The 18,649-nt window shown below is 74.5% G+C and carries 13 protein-coding genes and 1 pseudogene; 7 read left to right on the forward strand and 7 right to left on the reverse strand.

Annotation, left to right across the window (positions count from 1 at the left end; translation table 11 throughout):
* The first annotated feature begins 4 nt into the window (after positions 1-4).
* The 4 genes from ABZ570_RS20330 to ABZ570_RS20345 all read left to right on the forward strand — a co-directional run bounded on the left by ABZ570_RS20330 (position 5) and on the right by ABZ570_RS20345 (position 6,350).
* Entirely contained in the window at positions 5-1,804 is a 1,800-nt protein-coding gene (locus tag ABZ570_RS20330; RefSeq protein WP_358065603.1) for a hypothetical protein, read from the forward strand.
* Positions 1,801-3,435, forward strand: coding sequence for a hypothetical protein (locus ABZ570_RS20335; RefSeq protein WP_358065606.1), 1,635 nt, complete (start codon positions 1,801-1,803; stop codon positions 3,433-3,435). Before ABZ570_RS20330 ends, ABZ570_RS20335 begins: the two co-directional genes overlap by 4 nt.
* 527 nt (positions 3,436-3,962) lie before the next feature.
* Positions 3,963-4,820 (forward strand): peptidoglycan-binding protein, encoded by an 858-nt coding sequence (locus ABZ570_RS20340; protein ID WP_358065609.1) that lies wholly within the window; start codon positions 3,963-3,965, stop codon positions 4,818-4,820.
* Between the two features lie 18 nt (positions 4,821-4,838).
* Positions 4,839-6,350, forward strand: coding sequence for a hypothetical protein (locus ABZ570_RS20345; RefSeq protein ID WP_358065612.1), 1,512 nt, complete (start codon positions 4,839-4,841; stop codon positions 6,348-6,350).
* 47 nt (positions 6,351-6,397) lie between these two features.
* Here the strand turns inward: ABZ570_RS20345 and ABZ570_RS20350 are convergent, their stop codons facing one another.
* From ABZ570_RS20350 to ABZ570_RS20375, 6 genes are all read right to left on the reverse strand, one after another.
* Entirely contained in the window at positions 6,398-7,210 is an 813-nt protein-coding gene (locus ABZ570_RS20350) for an SAM-dependent methyltransferase (protein ID WP_358065615.1), read from the reverse strand.
* A gap of 98 nt (positions 7,211-7,308) precedes the next feature.
* Positions 7,309-8,412 carry a hypothetical protein gene (locus ABZ570_RS20355; protein ID WP_358065617.1) on the reverse strand — a complete coding sequence of 368 codons (1,104 nt, stop codon included), beginning with the start codon at positions 8,410-8,412 and terminating at the stop codon, positions 7,309-7,311.
* Between the two features lie 55 nt (positions 8,413-8,467).
* Entirely contained in the window at positions 8,468-9,271 is an 804-nt protein-coding gene (locus ABZ570_RS20360; RefSeq protein WP_358065620.1) for a nucleotidyltransferase domain-containing protein, read from the reverse strand.
* Positions 9,272-9,304: 33 nt separating this feature from the next.
* A complete protein-coding gene (locus ABZ570_RS20365) occupies positions 9,305-10,339 on the reverse strand; it encodes an ABC transporter ATP-binding protein (protein ID WP_358065623.1) in 1,035 nt (344 codons plus the stop codon).
* Positions 10,336-11,850 carry an iron ABC transporter permease gene (locus tag ABZ570_RS20370; RefSeq protein WP_358065676.1) on the reverse strand — a complete coding sequence of 505 codons (1,515 nt, stop codon included), beginning with the start codon at positions 11,848-11,850 and terminating at the stop codon, positions 10,336-10,338. Before ABZ570_RS20370 ends, ABZ570_RS20365 begins: the two co-directional genes overlap by 4 nt.
* Positions 11,851-11,903: 53 nt before the next feature.
* Positions 11,904-12,917, reverse strand: a complete 1,014-nt coding sequence (locus ABZ570_RS20375; protein WP_358065679.1) for an iron ABC transporter substrate-binding protein — start codon at positions 12,915-12,917, stop codon at positions 11,904-11,906.
* Between the two features lie 107 nt (positions 12,918-13,024).
* On the opposite strand from ABZ570_RS20375, the pseudogene ABZ570_RS20380 reads away from it, so the two are divergent.
* Positions 13,025-15,472 (forward strand): annotated as a pseudogene (locus ABZ570_RS20380) (AMP-binding protein); the annotation flags it as partial.
* A gap of 63 nt (positions 15,473-15,535) precedes the next feature.
* Here ABZ570_RS20380 and ABZ570_RS20385 read toward each other — a convergent pair.
* Positions 15,536-16,465, reverse strand: a complete 930-nt coding sequence (locus ABZ570_RS20385; protein WP_358065626.1) for a diacylglycerol kinase family protein — start codon at positions 16,463-16,465, stop codon at positions 15,536-15,538.
* 152 nt (positions 16,466-16,617) lie between these two features.
* On the opposite strand from ABZ570_RS20385, the gene ABZ570_RS20390 reads away from it, so the two are divergent.
* Positions 16,618-17,808 (forward strand): hypothetical protein, encoded by a 1,191-nt coding sequence (locus ABZ570_RS20390; protein ID WP_358065629.1) that lies wholly within the window; start codon positions 16,618-16,620, stop codon positions 17,806-17,808.
* 151 nt (positions 17,809-17,959) lie between these two features.
* On the forward strand, positions 17,960-18,637 hold the full coding sequence (locus ABZ570_RS20395; RefSeq protein WP_358065631.1) for a hypothetical protein: 678 nt from the start codon (positions 17,960-17,962) through the stop codon (positions 18,635-18,637).
* The last annotated feature ends 12 nt before the right edge of the window (positions 18,638-18,649 follow it).

Here is an 18,649-nt window from a genome sequence, read left to right on the forward strand (position 1 = left end):
GCCCATGACGATCATCTGGAAGAAGAACCTGCCGCTGCCGATGGCGCGGCCCCGGTACTACGACTACGAGTACCTGCGCGCCGACGACCTCACCCAGGCGTTGGACTACCTGCTGGCCCGGCAGAACCTGGCCGCCCGGCTGTTGCGGCCGATGGGCGTGGTCAGCGGCCTGGAACTCACCGCGACCGGCAGCGACGTGACCGTCGGCCAGGGCGTCGCGATCGACGGTGACGGCCTCGTCATCGTGCTGCCGGAGAGCCGGCGGACGACGCTGCCCGGCGACGGCACCTTCTTCGTCTGGGTGGAGTACCACGAGTTCCTGACCGACCGGCGCGACGAGGGCGGGGTGGCCGCGGAGACCCGGTGGACCGAGGAGGGGCTAGTCAAGGTCAGCGCCACCGCCCCCACCGACACTGCGCACGCGGTGCTGCTGGGCAAGGTGACCCGGACCGGTGGCACGGTGACCGTGCAGAGCACCGGCCGACAGGTCGCCGGGCTGCGGGTGCCGGTCGGCGCGATCGTGCCGGCGGTCGGCGCCGGCCCGCAGGCCGGCATCACCTTTCCCCCCGACCCGGGCGGCGGTGCCGGTGACGAGGCGTACATCCGCTACTGGCCGTACGGCGGCGAGAACACGATCCTGCGGATCGCCAACAACAACGACCCCGACGACCTCATCGCGTTCACCCAGTACGGCGCCGACCGGCTGCGCATCGGCGGCGGCATGCTGCACCTGGGCAGCATGGAGGGCACCCTGGTGAGCGCCGGGCAGGTGGTCACCGCGCTGGGCTTCTGGGGGCCCGGGGTGCAGCACGCCCAGCTGTCCTTCCGCGCCGGCAAGGGCTTCGAGCTGGTCGACCGCAGCGGCGACGGCCCCAACCTGGCCTACGCCGAGGGCAGCAAGCCGTTCGCCGACCTGGGGGTACGGGAGCTGCGGGCGGCGACCCTGCGCGGGCGCGGCGGGCTTTCGGTGACCGCCGAGGGCAACCTCGGCATCCGGGCCACCGGCGGGGTCACCGTGGTCAGGGACGCCAACGGCACCGGCGACCTGAGCGTCCAGGGCGGCCTCAGCCTGGGCGGAAACATGAACATGCCGGCCGACGGCTTCATCATGGGGGGTGGCCGCCTGCACATCCACGGCCCCGAGCGGCTCTACCTGCTCAATGACCGCGGGGTCTATATCGGCCACTCGGTAGAAGGCGGACCCGACACGGGCTGCCTCTGGGTGCAGAAGCGCGGCGAGTTCGGCGGCGACGTGAGGATCAACGGCAAGCTCGTGGTCGGCCCGGCGACGCCGCCGCTGGCCTCATGGAGCGGCGGCGGCATCAGCACCTTCGACCTGTTCTCCTCCGGCGCCATCTACCTCGGCCTCAACGAGTCCAGCGGCTACACCATCAGCCTGAACGCCGGCAGCGGCGTCATCAAGGGCAAGTCCAAGCAGTTCGCCATCGACCACCCGCTGGATGCGCCGGACGCCACGCAGCGCCGCCAGCTGATCCACGCCGCACTGGAGGGGCCGGAGAACGGCGTCTACTACCGGGGGGAGGGCCGGCTCGACGGCGGCGTCGCCACGGTCGAGCTGCCTACGTACTTCGAGGCGTTGACCCGCCCGGAGGGCCGCACCGTGCAGCTCACCCCGCTGTTCGAGGACGACGAGCCGGTCGCCCCGCTGGCCGCCGGCCGGGTGCGCGACGGCGCCTTCCGGGTCCGTACGCTCGACGGCTCGCCCGCCTCGTACGCCTTCTACTGGGAGGTCAAGGCCGTCCGCGCCGATCTGGAGCAGCTCGCCGTGGAGGTGCCGGCATGATGCCCACCGGCTGGTGCCCCACCACCGACACCCTGACCGGCACGCTCACCACCTACCCGGGCACGAGCTGCGTACGGATCTTCTTCCCACCCGGCGACGGGCTGCCCGCGGCGGCCTGGACGAACCCCCGCCACCGGCTGGCCCAGGCACCCGCCGACGCCGACGTGATCGTCTCGCACAAGGACCCGGACGTGGACGCCGCCGCGTTCGTCGCCGCCTGGCAGGCCACCGGCCGGACCGGCCGGCTGATCCTGGTGCCGCACCACGAACCGGAGCAGCAGACCGGCGGCGACCCCACACCGGCGGTGTTCCGCCGGTCGTGGACCCGGACCCGCACCCAGGTGGGCGACCATCCGGCCCGGCACGACGGCCGGTTGCGGCTCGCGGTCTGCTGGACCCTGCAATGGATACGCCGGGTCGACGCCGCCGGCCGCCGGGTGAACGACTGGCGCACCTGGTGGCCGGAACACGAGGCCGACGCGGTCGACCTGGTCCTCGGTGACTGGTACCCGTACGACCCGAAGGCCCGCAACCCGTTCCGCCCGGCCGGCTACGAGGACCCGGCGGCAGCCCTGGCCATCATGGTCGAGCTGTCCAGAGCCACCGGCAAGCCGTGGGGCATCGCCGAGATCAACCACCCCCGGATCACCACGGCGGGCGGCTTCCCGACCGACCTCGACGCCGACGGCAGCCGCTGCGCCGACTGGTACCGGCGGATGCATGCCTGGGCGAAGGCGAACGGCTGCCAGCTCTGGACGCACTTCCACCGGGATGAGGGCGACCTCGCCCAGCGGGCGCCCGAGCAGCAGGCGCTGCGGGACCTGATCGCGCGGGAGGCCGCCGCGCCCCGCCGGCTCGCCCCCGCGCTGGAGACCCTGCGCGCCGAGCTCACCCGCCGCTGGCCCGGCACCGACCGGACCCTGGTGGACGCGAGGCACCACGCCGACCACCGGGCCAACAGCCGGGACACGATCGACGCGCTCGACGTGAACGTCACCGGGGTCGACATCGACGCGCTGCTGGCGGCGTTCCAGCGCCACCCGTCCGCCGCCCAGTGGATCCTCGGCGGCACCGCCGCCCGCGCCGACGACGGGTGGACCCGACGCCCGTACCCCGGCACCGACCCCGGCCCGGGCCGGCTGCACCTGGGCATCCGCGCCACCGACCAGGCCGAACGGGACGAACGCCCCTGGGGCCTGGCCGCCGACGACAGCGCCACCGACGCGAAACGGTTCCTCGCCCTGCTGAAGGACCCGGCGGTCGCACTCCAGCTCCGCGCCCTGCCCTGGCAGTACGTCGGCGGCGGCATCCCGAAGGGCATGTCCACCCTCGGGGTGCTCAACGAGATCGTGCAGACGGTCCGCACCATCGGCGAGGCCGTCGCCCGGCAGGCCGCGGACCCGGCACCGGTACGGGCGGCGCTGGCCCGGCTGCCCGAACCGCGCGCCGACGCCGACCCGGGTGTGCCCGCCGACGTCAACCCCGCTCCGGCCGTACCCGCCGACGTCGATGTGCTCGCCGACGCGGTGGCCGCGCGGGTGCTCGCCGCGCTGCCCGCTGACGCCGCCGGCCTGTCCAGGGAGGACCTGACCGCCGCGCTGCGCGCCGCGCTGGCCGATCTGGTGCCCTGACCAGTCCACGCCACAGCCGGCAGCCAGTGCGACGCGGCCGGGCCTGCGCCTGGGCGACGCGGGCGGCGCAGCGCCACCAGGTCGCCGAGCGGTGTGGGCGGACTGGCCGAACCGGTGGGCCGCCGCGCTGATCAGGCCGGGACAGCACCGCCCGACGGAGCCGGCGGCTCCACCGATCCCATGCCGCCGCCCGTCCGGTCGGCGGCGGCGCTGCTCGATCGGCGCGGATCGGCCGCCGCTCGGGTCGCCGCGCCGCCGATAGCCGACTCAGGCCTTGCCGCTGTGACCTGGACTTTCGACAGTGGACGCAGCCTTGGCCGGCACGCCTCGGCGGCCGGCGAGGGCGGGGCGACCCGCCGGCGTGGACGCCGCCGCGCCGGCCCGAACGGAGAGCGGAGGCACGGTGATGGACACCGCCACAGTCGACCCGGACTACCAGGTGACCGTCTTCGAGGAGGACGACGACCCGGAGTCTCTGATCGGCGACGAGGTCGACTACGACCTGGCCATGGACGAGGAGCGCTGACATGAGCGCCCACCTGGCACCCACCCTGCGGGTGCTACGCGAGGAGATCAACGCCCGGTGGCCGCACCGGGACCGCGGCTCCGACGGCTGGATCGGCGACGCCGCCCACCAGGCGCGCCGCTCCGACCACAATCCGGACGGCGACGACCGCTCGGTCAACGCCATCGACGTGGACGTCGACGGCATCGACCCGCTGCTCGTGGTCCGCCACTGCGTGACCCACCCGTCCTGCCAGTACGTGATCTACAACCGGGTGATCTGGAGTCGCGTCCGCGGCTTCGCCCCCGCCCGCTACACCGGCACCAACCCCCACAACAAGCACCTGCATGTCAGCGTCAGCCACCAGCGCGCCCTGGAGGACAGCCAGCGGCCGTGGGGCATCGCCACCGCGGCGGTGACCCGGCTGGGCGACCGGGTGCTGCGGGACGGCTGCCACGGCAGCGACGTACGGGAGTTGCAGACGCTGGCCAACCGGCTCGGCGCCGCGCTCGCGGTCGACGGGGCGTTCGGTCCCCGGACCGCCGCCTGGGTCCGCAGCTTCCAGCGGACCCGGGCGCTCACGGTGGACGGTCTCGTCGGCCCGGCCACCCTGGCCGCCCTGCGCAAGGCCACCGCGCCTCCCCCGCCGCAGCCCCGGCGCGCGCCCGGCTCCCGCACCGTGCGGCGGGGCAGCACCGGCGACGACGTCGCCTTCGTCAAGCGCTTCGTCGGCGCCCGCCGCTGCGGCCCTGCGGGCGTCGACTTCGACGAGCGCACCGACGCGGGAGTCCGCTGGTACCAGCGGATGCGCGGGCTCACCGACGATGGCATCGTCGGCCGGCTCACCTGGGCGCAGATGGGCGTCCAGGTCACCTACTGAGCAGCACAGGGAGATCGAATGCGCGTGTCCTTCCGTCCGGCCCGGGACGGCTTCGCCTTCACCAACGGCTTCGTCAACCACATCAAGATCGCCGGTCTGCCGATCACGGACACCAAGGGCCGGTGCGGCGGCATGGCGTTCACCGCGTTGGACCACTGGCACCAGCGCCTCCCGGTGCCCGACACGGCCGCGCTCCCGCCCGACGGCAATCCGGTTGCCGACTACATCTACGACCGGCTGATCACCAGCATCGTCGACAACTGGACCATGTACGCCCAGTTCATGAGCACCCCGGACCACCCGACCACACTCGGCGGCATCGGCGTGGCCCGGATGACCCGGGAGGAACAGTTCCCCAAGCTCAAGCAACTGCTCGACCAGGGGCTGCCGCAGCCGCTCGGCCTGGTCCAGTCCCGGGATCCGGCCGGCTTCGGCAACGACCACCAGGTGGTGGCGTACGGCTACGAGCAGGATGCCACCCGGACCCGGATCTTCATCTGGGACAACCGGTACCGCCGCCGCGAGGACGTGCTGGAGTTCAAGACCGCGTACGACCCGGCCGACCGGGCGGTGCGGCAGAGCAACGGCGACGAGTGGCGGGGCTTCTTCGTGGAGCGCTACTCCCCCCGGCTGCCCTGGTACCTCGCCAAGGGCAAGCTGCTCAGCGACCGCTCCGACCCGCGCATCTACGTGGTGCACGGCGGGGCGAAGTTTTGGGTGACCAGCCCGCAGGAGTTCGATCGGCTGGGGCTGCGCTGGACCGAGGTGGTCGAGCTGCCGGACGGCTCCATGTCGTACCTCGCCGACCGCCCCGGCGACCGGGTCCTGCTCCGCGAGATCGACCATCCCGAGGTGTACGTCACCTACGGCGGGCGTGGCTTCCACATCCCCGACCCGGACACCCTGACCCGGCTGGGCTTCACCTGGTCCGACGTCCGCGTCGTGCCGCGCGACTCGCTGCGCGCCCTGGCACCCGTGCCGGCCGACGGCACCGTGCTGCGCGAGGAGCACAAGGACCCGGTCTATCTGGTGTCCGGCGGCGTTCTGCGGCACGTGCCGGACCCCACCACGTTCACCGCGCTCGGGCTGCGCTGGGACCGGGTCGGGGTGGTCCCGGACGGCGCGCTGACCAAGTTGCCGGTGGGCGATCCGCTGCCCACCTCCCACCTGCCGGCCTGGTCCGAACTGCCGGCGGGCCAGCTGATCACCCGTGACCACGACGCGGTCGACTACCGGATCGAGGCCGGCGCCAAGCCGGCCGACGAGGTGGAGTTCGTGCTGACCCTGGGGTCCGGCCTGACCTGGCGCAAGGAGATCGGCCTGCACGCGAAGGACGGGGACTGGACGATCGCGGTGCAGGACAGCAGGCGTACCGCCGCCAACGGGCTCTACCGCTACCAGCTTCCCCAGGGGCAGCTACGGCTACGCAAGGCCAAACTCTTCGGCGCGGTCGCCGGCGTCCTGGAGCTGAACGACCTGGACCGGCTGCCGGCCGGCGCACGGGTCACCTTCACCTGGGTACGGGACTGACATGGATCCCGGCCGCCCCGGCACGACGCCGGGGCGGCCGGCCCGCGTCAGCCGCGCTTGCGGCCCACCGCGCAGTACTCCGAGGTCGGGGTGGTGTCGTTGCCGTCCGGACGCCACTGGGAACAGGTGACCAGACCGGGTTCGAGCAGCTCGAGCCCGTCGAAGTAACGGGCGATCGCCGCCGGGGTCCGGACGGCCATCTGTGCCGCGCCGCCCTCGTTCCACATCGCCAGCGCCCGGTCGACCGCCTCCGGGTTGACCTCCCGGGTCGGGTGCGACAGGACCAGGTAGCTGCCGGCCGGCACCGCGTCGACCAGCCGACGGACGACGCGGATCGCCTCCTCGTCGTCGACGACGAAGTTGACGACGCCCAGCAGCATGACCGCGATCGGCTGGTCGAAGTCCAGCGTCCGGCGGGCCTCGGTCAGGATCAGCTCCGGGTCGCGCAGATCCGCCTCGATGTAGTCGGTGGCGCCCTCGGGGCTGCTGGTCAGCAGCGCCCGGGCGTGCACCAGCACCATCGGGTCGTTGTCGACGTAGACGATGCGCGAATCCGGTGCCGTGGCCTGGGCCACCTCATGCGTGTTGTTGGCGGTGGGCAGCCCGGTGCCGACGTCGAGGAACTGCCGGACACCGGCCTCGCCGGCGAGATGACGGACCGCGCGGCCGAGGAACTCGCGGTTGAACCGGGCCGACTGGACGAGTTCCGGCAGGAACGCGAGGACCTGCTCGGCGGCCTGGCGGTCGGCCGCGAAGTTGTCCTTGCCGCCGAGGAGGTAGTTCCACAGGCGGGCCGAGTGCGGGACGCTGGTGTCCAGCGCGTCGGCGCGTGCGGTGGTGGTCAGGGGCTGCTCGGTCACCGACGCTCCTTTGTGTCTGGTGGTCGCAGACAGCGTAGGTGCCCGCTGGACCTGCGGCAACGCCGGGCCGGCCAGGGCGAGCGGTGGTCGCCGACGGTTCAATTCTGCCGCAGGGCCGGCATGGGCACCGGGACGGCGAGCGCGGCCGCCCCGGCGCCGGCGCCACGTTCGCAGGTGTTCGGCGGCACGGTGCCGATGCCGCGGGTGGCGGGGCGTTCGGCCGCCCAGAACATGAAGCCGAGCATGCCGGCGGTGGTGCCCGCGCCCTTGGGGGCGACGCTCTGCACGTACGGGGCGGCGGCCTTCTGCACCGAGGTGGCGTAGTCGACGCACTCCGGCAGCGGCTTGCCGCCGTACGCGAGGTACACGCCGCCGGTGAACTTGGCCGGGGCGAGCGGCGGCACCGGCGGACTGTACTGCGGCTTGCCGTCGACGTGCTCCTGCCAGCTCGCCTGCGAGGTGCTGGCGGAGGCAGGCCGGGCGGCGACCATCGCGTTGGCGTAGTCGAGGATCGGGGTGTCGGTACGCAGCCAGTCGGCGGTGGCCTTGCGGTTGAGGGCGATCAGCCAACGGTCGCCGGCGGCGACGTCGATGGTGAGCCGGGCCTCGGGCCGGGCGCCGGTGGCGTCGTACGGATGGACCGCCCGGTAGGCGTCGATGAAGGACTGCAGGCCGGCGAGGTTGGGATCGGTGTTCTGCTCGTAGTCGATCTCGATGCCGACGCCGAGCCGGGTGGCGACCGCGGCGGCCCGCTGGCCGAGCAGGGTGGGGTTCTCGGCGAGGGCGGCGTCCCAGTCGTCGGTGTAGGTGATGCCGCCGACGGAGAGCATGACCCGGATGCCGTGGGAGGTGAACCAGCCGACGATCTCGGCGGTCATGCCGCGCGGAACGCCGTCGACGGTGGTGGCGTCGGTGGTCTGGTGCAGCAGGTCGAGCGGGTTGACGAACCTGAGCACCACGAGGTTGACCGAGGGCCGGCCGTCGCCCCGGTCGATCAACCAGTGGTTCTGGCTGTCGAACTCGGCCACCGTGCGGGCCGTGCCCCAGCTGCAGTAGTCGTTGCCGCAGTGCCAGGCGCCGTAGACCTGGATCGGGGTGGCCGCCAGCGGCGCGGGTGCCGGCCGGGGTGGCGGCGCGGCGGCGGCCGGGGTGGTGGTGGCGAGCGCGAGCAGGAGCGCGGCCAGGGGTACCGAACGTCGCATGAGGGCCTCCCCGACTCATCAGTACGCCTTGTTTACAGTGAGACGTCGAGTCGCGTCAATGGGTGTCGGCGATCTCGTCGAGGATCCGGTGCTGGAACGCGCGGGCCTCAGCGCCGCTCGGCGGCGGACCGCCCCGGCGGGCCGCGATCGCCCGCTGGATCAGATCGGCGTCCTCGCGGCCGACCCGACCGGGACCGGGCCGAGCCGGGCCCGCGGCGAGCCGCTGCCCGGCGTCCACCTTGCCCAGCCAGACACCGTCCCGGCAGCGGACCAGGGAGCGGCAGGCGCCCAGCACCGCGTCCTCCGCGCCGGGAGCCGGGCCGTTCCCGGGTGGGGTCGGCAGCGCCAGCCACCAGCGCAGCGCCGTGACCAGCAGCCCGCGCAGGTCGTCCGGTGCGGGATCGACGAACACGTCGGCGGCGGGCGGGCCGAGCATGCTCAGCCCGGACTGGCGCACGATGCTGCGATCCAGGGCGTACCAGAACCGGCCGTCGGCAGCGGGCCGGTCGGCCGGGTCGTAGGTGGCGCGGAACGGCATGGTCGCCCCGGTGTTGAGCTCCAGCTCGAAGCCGGGTTCCGGGGTGCCGGAGGCGGCCACGTCCCGCCGGTAGGCGACCAGTTCCAGGCCGCGGGCGGGGCAGGGCAGGGCCTCGTGCCGCAGCCGGTCCACCAGCGCCCGCTTCGCCGGCCCGCCCACCGGCCGGGCCACCACCAGCGCCACGTCCACGTCGCTGCGTCCCGGCTGGTACGCGCCCAACCCCACCGACCCGGCCGCGTACGCGCCGACCAGGTCGTCGCCGAGCACCGCCCGGGCCCGGTCCACCAGCTCGGCGAGGTACCCGCGCACGTCGTCGTCCATGCCCCGCATCCTGCCCACCGCCCCGGCGGCTGCTCAGGCCGGCCCGGCGTACGCGCGGACCGGCCCGCGCACCGTCACGCCGACCTCGGCGCCGGCGGGCAGCGCGACGCCCTCGTCGAGGGTGCGCGCGGTGAGCACGGTCCCGTCGGCCAACCGCAGGGTGGTCAGCGCGTCGTGCCCGTGGAAGTCCTGCCGGACCACGGTCGCGGCCGACCCGCCGGTCGGGGCGAGCCGGAGCTGTTCGGGGCGGATGAGCACGGTGGCGAACCCCCCGGTCGCCGGGCCACGCAGCGGCAACCGGCCGAGCGGGGTGACCGCCACGTCGGCGTCGACGGTGGCCGGCAGCAGCACCGCGTCGCCGACGAACCCGGCCACCCACGGGTCCGCCGGGTTGCGGTACACCTCGGCCGGGGTGCCGCACTGGACGATCCGACCGGCGTTCATCACCGCCACGGCGTCCGCCATGGACAGCGCCTCCCCCTGGTCGTGGGTGACCAGCACAGCGGTCGCACCGTCGGCCCGCAGCGCCTGGCGGACGTCGGCGCGCAGCTCGGCGCGGAGCTGGGCGTCGAGGGCGCTGAACGGCTCGTCGAGGAGCACCAGGGGCGGGCGGGGGGCCAGGGCCCGAGCCACCGCCACCCGCTGCTGCTGGCCACCGGAGAGCTGGTGCGGCATCCGCCCGCCGTACCCGGCGAGGCCGACCAGGGCCAGCACCTCCTCGACCCGGCCGCCGCGCCGCGCGGTGCGGTCCAGGCCGTAGCCGACGTTGTCCGCGACGGACAGGTGCGGGAAGAGCGCGCCGTCCTGCGGTACGACGGCGACCCGGCGGCGGTGCGGCGGCACGTGGACCCGGTCACCGGCGAGCCGCCGCCCGGCGACGGTGACCACGCCGGAGTCGACCCGTTCGAAGCCGGCGAGGCAACGCAGCAGGGTGGTCTTGCCGCAGCCGGACGGGCCGAGCACGGCGAGCAGCTCACCGCGGGCGACGTCGAGGTCGACGCCGGCCAGCGCCGCCACCGGGCCGTACGACTTGATCACCCCGGCCAGGTTCACCATGCTCTCGGTCATCGGGCACCTCCGGTGAGTCCGGTTCGGACGGCGAGCAGCCAGGTCGGCACGGCGGCGAGCGCCACCAGGATCGCGGCGTACGGGGCGGCAGCCGCGTACGCCGCGGTGTTGGTGTGGCTCCACAGCTCGGTGGCCAGGGTGTCCATGCCGGTCGGGCGCAGCAGCAGGGTGGCCGGAAGCTCCTTCATGCAGGTGAGGAACGTCAGGGCCGCGCCCGCGCCGATGCCGGGGAGGGTCAGCGGCAGGGTCACCGTGCGGAACACCGTGACCGGGCCGCGCCCGAGGGACCGGGCGGCCTCCTCGACGGCCGGTGGGCTCTGCGCCGCGGCGGAGGCCACCGCGCCGACAGCCAGGGGCAGGAAGAGCGTCGCGTACGCCAGGGCGAGCAACCAGGCGCTCTGGTAGAGCGGGTACGCCACGTTGACCGCGAAGAACACCAGAGAGAGACCGATCACCACGCCGGGCAGCGCATGCGCCACGTAGGTGAGCCGGTCCAGCACGGTGGCGACCGGTCCTGGCGCCCGCGCGGTGAGCAGCCCCAGCGGCAGGGCGAGCAGCATGGTCAGCGCGGCGCCGGCGAGGGAGACCGACAGCGACGCGCCGGCCGCGGCCGCGACCTCGGCCAGGGAGCCGGGCCGGGACACCCCGGCCGCGAGCCACCGGGCCAGGCCGGCGACCGGTACGCCGAGGGCGAGCCCGTTCACCGCGAGCAGGCCGAGCAGCGCCGGCCCACGCCACCGGGCCAGCCGCAGCCGCACGGGCGGCCGGACGGCGGTGCTGGCGTACCGGGCGTCGCGGGTGCGGGTGGCCAGTTCGGCCCCGATCAGCAGCACGGTGAGCGCCACCAGCACGGTGGAGAGCACCAGCGCGCCGGTGCGGTCGAAGCCGAGGTTGAACGCGGTGAAGATGGCCCGGGTGAAGGTGTCGACCCGGACGATGGAGACCGCGCCGAAGTCGCTGAGCACGTACAGGGCGACCAGCAGCGCACCGGCGGCGACGGCCGGACGGATCTGCCGCAGGGTCACCCCGGACAGGGTGGCCCACGGTCCCTTCCCGAGCGACCGGGACACCTCCTCCTGGCCGGGGTCGGTCCGGTTGAGCGCGGCGACCGCGGGCAGGAAGACGTACGGGTAGGAGCAGAGGGTGAGCAGCAGGGCGGCGGCCCAGAAGCCCTCGAACCCGGTGACGGTGGCGGTCCAGGCGAAGCCGGCCACGTAGGTCGGAACGGCCAGCGGCAGCGCGGCGAGGACGCCGAAGACCCGCCGGCCGGGCAGGTCGGTGCGGGCCACCAGGAGCGCGGTGCCGACGCCGAGCAGGACGCAGGCGGCGGTGACCACGGCGGCGAGGGCGAGGCTGCGTCCGGCCAGCACGGCGACCCGCGCGGTGAACAGCTCGGCGACGATGCGTTCGGCGCCCGCCTCGACGGCCCGTACGGCGAGGTAGACCAACGGCAGCAGGGCGACCGCGACGGCGGCGGCCGAGGCGGCGGTGAGCGCCGGGCGCCGGATCAGCCGGCGCGGCGACCGCCGGGCGGGTGCCCGACGGTCGCCGGCCAGGACGGCGCTCAGGCCAGCCCCGCTTCCTTGATCATGGTGACGGTGGCCTCGAGGGTGTCGAGGTCGTTGAGGTCGATCTTCGGCGCCTCGAGGGTGGTGAGCTGCGGCAGGCCCGGCGCGGCGGGCACCCCGGCCGCCAGGGGGTACTCGAAGGTCTGCGAGGCGAAGTAGTTCTGCGCCTCGGTGCCCAGCAGGTAGTCGATCAGCGCCCGGGCGTCCGGGTCGGTGCCGGCCCGCTCCAGCACGCCGACGCCGGCCGCGTTGACCAGGCCGCCGGTGTCGCCGTCGGGGAAGAAGTGCAACTTCGCCTTGAGCACGTCGGGGCTGCCGCCGCGCTCCTTGGCCAGCTCGTACACGTAGTAGTGGTTGACCAGGCCGACCGCGAGGGTGCCGGCGTCGATGTCGGCGACGATCTGGACGTTGCCCTCCCGGATCTGCGGCTGGTTGGCCTTGAGCCCGGTGAGGAACTCGCGCGCCTTGGCGTCGCCGTGCTGCACCCGCAGGGCGGTGACGAAGGCCTGGAACGAGCCGTTGGTGGGCGCGACGCCGATCTTGCCCTGCCATCGGGGGTCGGTCAGCTCGAACACGGTCTTCGGCAGCTCCGCGGCGGTGACCTGGTCGGCGTTGTAGGCCAGGACCCGGGACCGGCCGCTGACGCCGACCCACCGGCCCTTGGCGTCCCGGTACGCGGCCGGGACGCGGTCGAGCTGCTCGGCGGGCAGCACCGCGAACAGCCCGGCCTTGCCGACCGCGCCGAGCGCGCCCGCGTCCTGGGCGAAGAACACGTCGGCCGGGCTGCGCTTCCCCTCCTCGAGCAGCTGGGCGGCCAGCTGGGAGGTCGTGCCGTAGCGGACGTCGACCGTGATGCCGCTGGCCTTCTCGAACTTCTCCAGCACCGGCTTGACCAGGGCTTCGCTGCGGCCGCTGTAGACGGTGAGCCGCTTGTCGCCGGGCTTGCCCGGATCGCCGTCGGAGCCGCCGCAGGCGGTCAGGGACAACAGGCCGGCCAGGGTGCTGGCCAGAACGAGACTGAGACGCTTTCGCACAGGTAAGGCTTACCTTAGTCGCCCCCGTCAATGCAAGCCACCCCCCATTGGGATTTAGGTGAGGCTCCCCTAACCTGACCGCCATGCGCGTCCTTCCCGACAGCGGGCCGGCGCCGTTCGTCCGCGCCCTGGCCGGGCACGGCGACCGGCCGGCAGTGATCACCGCCGACGGCCGGCTCAGCTACGCCGAGCTGGCCGAGCGGGTCGCGGAGCTGGCCGCCCGGCTCGGCACGGCCCGCCGGCTGGTGCTGCTCGCCGGCGCGAACCGGGTCGACGAGCTGGTCGCGTACCTGGCGGCGCTGGCCGGTGGGCATCCCCTGCTGCTGGTGCCCGGAGACCACGACGCCGCGACCACCGAGCTGACCCGGGCGTACGACCCCGACGTGCTGATCCACCGGGTGGACGGGGAACTCGTGGTGCACGAGCGCCGTCCCGGCAGCCGGCACGAGCTGCACCCCGAACTGGCGTTGCTGCTCAGCACCTCCGGGTCGACCGGCTCCCCCAAGCTGGTCCGGCTGTCGTCGGCGAACCTCCAGGCCAACGCCGAGGCGATCGCCGAGTACCTGGACATCCGCGACACCGACCGGGCCGCCACCACGCTGCCCCTGCACTACTGCTACGGCCTGTCCGTGGTGAACAGCCATCTGCTGCGCGGGGCGGCGCTGATCCTCACCGGGCTCTCGGTCACCGAGCGCTGCTTCTGGGACCTGTTCCGCGCCGCGCACGGCACCGCCCTGGCCGGCGTGCCGTACACCTTCGACCTGCTGGACCGGGTCGGCTTCGCTCGGATGCGCCTGCCCCACCTGCGCTACCTCACCCAGGCCGGCGGCCGGCTCGACCCGGACCGGGTGGCCCGGTACGCCGCGCTCGGCCGCCGCCACGGCTGGCGGTTCTTCGTCATGTACGGCCAGACCGAGGCCACCGCCCGGATGGCGTACCTGCCGCCGGAGCTGGCCGAGCGCCGGCCGGAGGCGATCGGGGTGCCGATCCCCGGCGGGTCGTTCCGGCTGTGCCCGCTGCCGGACCGACCCGACCCGGACACCGGCGAGCTGGTCTACGCGGGCCCCAACGTGATGCTCGGCTACGCCGAACAGCCCGGCGACCTGGCCCTCGGGCGCACCGTCACGGAGCTGTCCACCGGGGACGTGGCCCGGCGCGGCCCGGACGGCCTCTACGAGATCGTCGGGCGGGTCGCCGAATTCACGAAGATCTTCGGACTGCGGGTCGACCCCCGGCGGGTGGAGGAGCGGCTGCGCCGGGCGGGCGTCGAGGCGTACTGCGTCGGGACGGACCGCGAGCTGGTGGTGGCCGCGACCGGCGCCCGCCACCCCGACCAGGTGCGGCGCCTGGCCGCCGCCGCGGCGGGGCTGCCGGCCCGGGTGGTCCGCGCGCACGTGCTGGCCGAGCTGCCCCGGCTCGGCAACGGCAAGCCGGACCTGGGGGCGGTCCGCGCCCTGGCCGCGTCGCCGGCAGCCGCGGCCGTGCCTTCCGGGGCTGACCCGGACCAGCTCTGCCGGCTCTACGCCGAGCTGCTCGACCAGCCCGAGGTCAGCGCCGACCAGAGCTTCGTCGACCTGGGCGGCGACTCCCTCTCCTACGTCGAAGCCTCCGTCCGCCTGCAGGAACTCCTCGGCGATCTCCCCGCCGACTGGCACACCGTCCCCATCCGGGACCTGGTCCGACCGGCGTCGGACCGGCCGGCCCGACGCCGGGTGCTGGAGACCGGCGTGGCATTGCGGGCACTGGCGATCGTGGCGATCGTCGGTTCGCACATCCCGGTCTTCACGATCAAGGGCGGGGCCCATCTGCTGCTCGCCGTCGCCGGGTTCAACTTCGCCCGCTTCCAGCTCACCACCGCGCCCCGGCGGGAGCGGGTCCGCGCCGCCGTACGCGCGGTCGGCCGGATCGTGCTCCCGTCGGTGGCCTGGATCGCCCTGGCCGGCGCGGTGACCGGCGACTACACGCTGACCAATCTGCTGCTGCTCAACAGCTTCCTCGGCCCGCATGACGGGGCGACCGAGTGGCACTTCTGGTTCATCGAGGCGCTGGTCTACATCCTGCTCGCCGGCGCCGCGCTGATCGCCGTGCCGGCGGTGGACCGGATCGAACGCCGGTACCCGTTCGGGCTGCCGCTGGCGCTCGCCCTCCTCGGCCTGGTCGCCCGGTACGACGTGCCGGGCCTCGCCACCCGCGGGAACGTGCCGGACGCGGTGGTGACCTGCTGGCTCTTCGCGCTCGGCTGGGCGGCCGCCCGAGCCGACCGGACCGGGCAGCGGGTGGTGGTCACCGTCGTCGCCGCGCTCACCGTGCCCGGGTTCTTCGGCCAGCCGTACCGGGAGGCGTTCGTCGTCGCCGGCTTCGCCCTGCTGGTCTGGGTGCCGCGGCTGCCCAGCCGGCCGACCGTCAACCGGGCGGCCGCCGTGCTGGCCGGCAGTTCGCTCTACATCTACCTGACCCACTGGCAGGTGATGCCGCTGATCGGGCCGTGGTCACCGGAGCTGGCGCTGATCGCCTCGCTCGCCGTCGGGATCGGGTGCGCCGCGGCCGTACGCGGGCTGACCCGGCGGCTGACCGCGCGGCAGAGCCGGCGCTCGTCAGGCGGGGCAGCAGACGGTCAGCGCCCCGGGAACGCTGGTCACCTTCAACCGTCTGGCCGTGCCTCGCGCGCCGCCGTCCAGCTCGTACGTCTTCGGCGCGGCGAAGCGCACGCGAACCTTGCGACCGCGGGTGACGCGGACGAACGGTGAGTCCGCCGGCCGTCCGGCGGCCATCCGGCCCAGGGTGCGCGCCCAGTCCACCGCGCCGCTGGCGGTGGAGACGCCGACCTCCAGGGCCCCGTCGTCCGGGCGGGCGTCGTCGAAGGCCGGGATGCCGCCGGTGATCGTGCCGACGTTGCCGAACAGCACGCAGCTGGCCTCACCGTCGAACCAGTCGGCGCCGTCCACCCGGACCCGGGTACGGACCAGTTCGCCACGGACGTGCCGCAGCCCGGTCCAGACGTACGCGACGCGCCCCAGCCTGCCCTTGAGCTTGCGGTCGGCCTCCCGGATCAGCTCCCCGTCGAAGCCGGCGCCGGCCATCACGGCGAAGTGCTCCCCGTTGAGCCGACCCAGGTCCAGCCGGCGCCGCCGGCCGTACAGCGCGATCCGGACCGCCTCTGGCAGGTCGGCCGGGATGCCGAGGTTGGTGGCGAACAGGTTGGCGGTACCGGCGGGCAGGACGGCCATCGGCACGTCCGATCCGGCCAGGGTGTCCGCGCAACGTTGCACCATCCCGTCGCCGCCCCAGACCAGGACCAGCTCGGTGCCCTTGTCGAGCGCCTTGCGAACCTGCTTCGGCGCCTTGCGGCTCTTCGGCACCTCGTACCAGAGGAGCCGTTCGAGCCCCGCTCCGGTCAGGTGGGTCCGCAGTTCGTCGAGGCCGCCGCCGAGAATCTTCTTCCGGTGGGCGACGACCGCGACGGTGCCGACCGGCGGGGCGGACGCGGCAGCGGTGGTGGAACGGCCGACCATGCTCGTGCTCATGGCTCCGGTGGTACCCGATGGCCGGCGCGGCCACTCCTCGGCGGACGCGACGCGCCCGATTCCGATCAGCCGCAGGCTGTGATCGAGCGACTGCTTTCGGTACAGTACGGGCGTTGATCGTCGGCGTGGCCGCCGGTCGGAGGGGTGCCGGGATGACTCGACGAAGCGGGAAGCTGACGCGGAGCGCGCTGCGCCTCGGCCTCCTGCTCGGCGGAGTGCTCGCGGCGTGGGCCGCCCACGAGGCCGCCGCCACCACCACCGCGTGGGCCGCCCACGAGGCCACCGCCGCCACCACCACATACGCCGCCGACCGGCCACCCGTCGTCTCCATCGAAGCCACCCTCGACCTGGTCACCGGCGTCCTCCGCCCGGTCCTCGACCCGGTCACGCCGCCGGCGGTGCCCCCAGCCGCACCCGATCCGGCCGAGGGCGACACCGCCGAGCCCACCCCGCCGGCCCCGCCAGCGACCAGGGTCACGCCGAAGCGGACGACGCCGCGGGCACCTGCCTGCCCCAGCCGGCGCGCCGACCGGCGGCTCAGGCCGCCGACCCCCGAGGCCGCGCCCAGGCCCGGCCGGGGCCCGGTGACCCGCCCCGCCGACCCGATCGTCGCGCCGCCGCGGACCGACCCGCCGACGCCCGCCAGGGGGTCCGCGCCGGCGGCCGACACGCCCCGCCCAGTCACCGAGCCCGGGATCCTCACGCCGGTAGCCGGCGTCCTGACGCCCGTCACCGAACCGGTCCGCACCGGAATCCTCACGCCGGTAGCCGGCGTCCTGGCTCCGGTCACCGAGCCGCTCGCCCCGGTCCTGTCTCCGGTCTGGCAGGTGCTGGAGCCGGTACTCCAGCCCCTCGATCCGGTGCTGAAGCCGCTCGAGCCGGTGACCGACCCGCTGGACCCGCCCACCGGCCCACCACCGCCGACCAGCGATCCGGGGGCCGGCCCGGCCGACCAGATCCCACCGCCGGCCGACCAGGCCCCAGCGCCGCCGCCCGCCCCGCCGGCCATCACCGCCGGCCCGTCGGTGGCGGCCGCCCCGGGATGGGCGGGGTCCGCCGGGGGCGGGGCGGCCACCGGCCGGCACGCCACGGCGGGCTGGTCCGCGTCGAACGGCACCGGGCCGGGCGCGTCGCGCCCGCTCCGGTCGGACGCCGATTCCGCACCGGTCCAGCACATCCCGGGTGGTGGTGAGATCGTCCCGTCCGGCGGCCTGCCGGGCCACCTCGCCGACGCCTCCGCCGTCGCCTGGGCGGCACCCGTCCTGTCCGGCCACGGCTGCCACCCGTCCGACGGCGACGTGCTCCGCTCCCGTTCCCCCCGCCCGGGCACCCGGCCCGCCTGACCGGCGCCCGCACGCCGCCGTCCGCGGCGGCGGCACCGTGGCTTCACGTACTCCCAGTCGACCTGACGGCCCCTGGTGGCCCGCGCCCCGCGCGCCCCGCGCCGGCGCCCTTCCCGACGTAATCCATCACGATGGTGACCAGGAGTTACCCATGAGCGTGACCACTCCCGTCATCCGGGCGCGGTGGGGCGACATCGGCTGGATCGCCGATCTCGTCGCCGACGCCCTCCACCCCACCGCCCTCGGCGCCTGGCTCGTCCCCGACGAGCTGCGCCGGCCGTCCGTGCTCGCCGCCGTGGCCCGGATCTGGACCGAACACGCACTGCTCTTCGGCGACGCGTTCCTGCTCCAGGACGGATCGGCGGCGGCCGTCTGGTTCCACCGCTACCGGCCGATCCCACCACCGGCGCGATACGCCGACCGCCTCGCCGAGGCGTGCGGCGAGCACCGGGACCGTTTCGACCTGCTCGACCGGGCCCTCGTCGCGCGGCGTCCCGTCGCGGCGCACAACCATCTCGCGCTGCTGGCCGCGCCGGGCCGGTCCCGGGCGCGGCGCGCCGCCGCCGTCCTCACCGGGGCGCAGCGCTGGATGGACACGCTGGGCCTGCCGACGTACGCGGAGGCCTTCAGCGAGGCGGACCGGGACCTCTTCCACCAGCACGGATACACCGACCGGGAACCCTTCCCGGTGCCCGGCGGCACGACCACCCACCCGATGTGGCGGCTGTCGCCGTTCTGGACCGGCCGCTCCAGCGGCAACATCCGCTGGCCGGCACGCCCGACCGAGCTGAGGCGCAACGACCGTGCCAACGGCTGGGCGTTGCGCTAGGGCGGAACCGAC

Origin of the sequence: Micromonospora sp. NPDC007271, assembly GCF_040634005.1 — a bacterium.
GTDB lineage: Bacteria > Actinomycetota > Actinomycetes > Mycobacteriales > Micromonosporaceae > Micromonospora.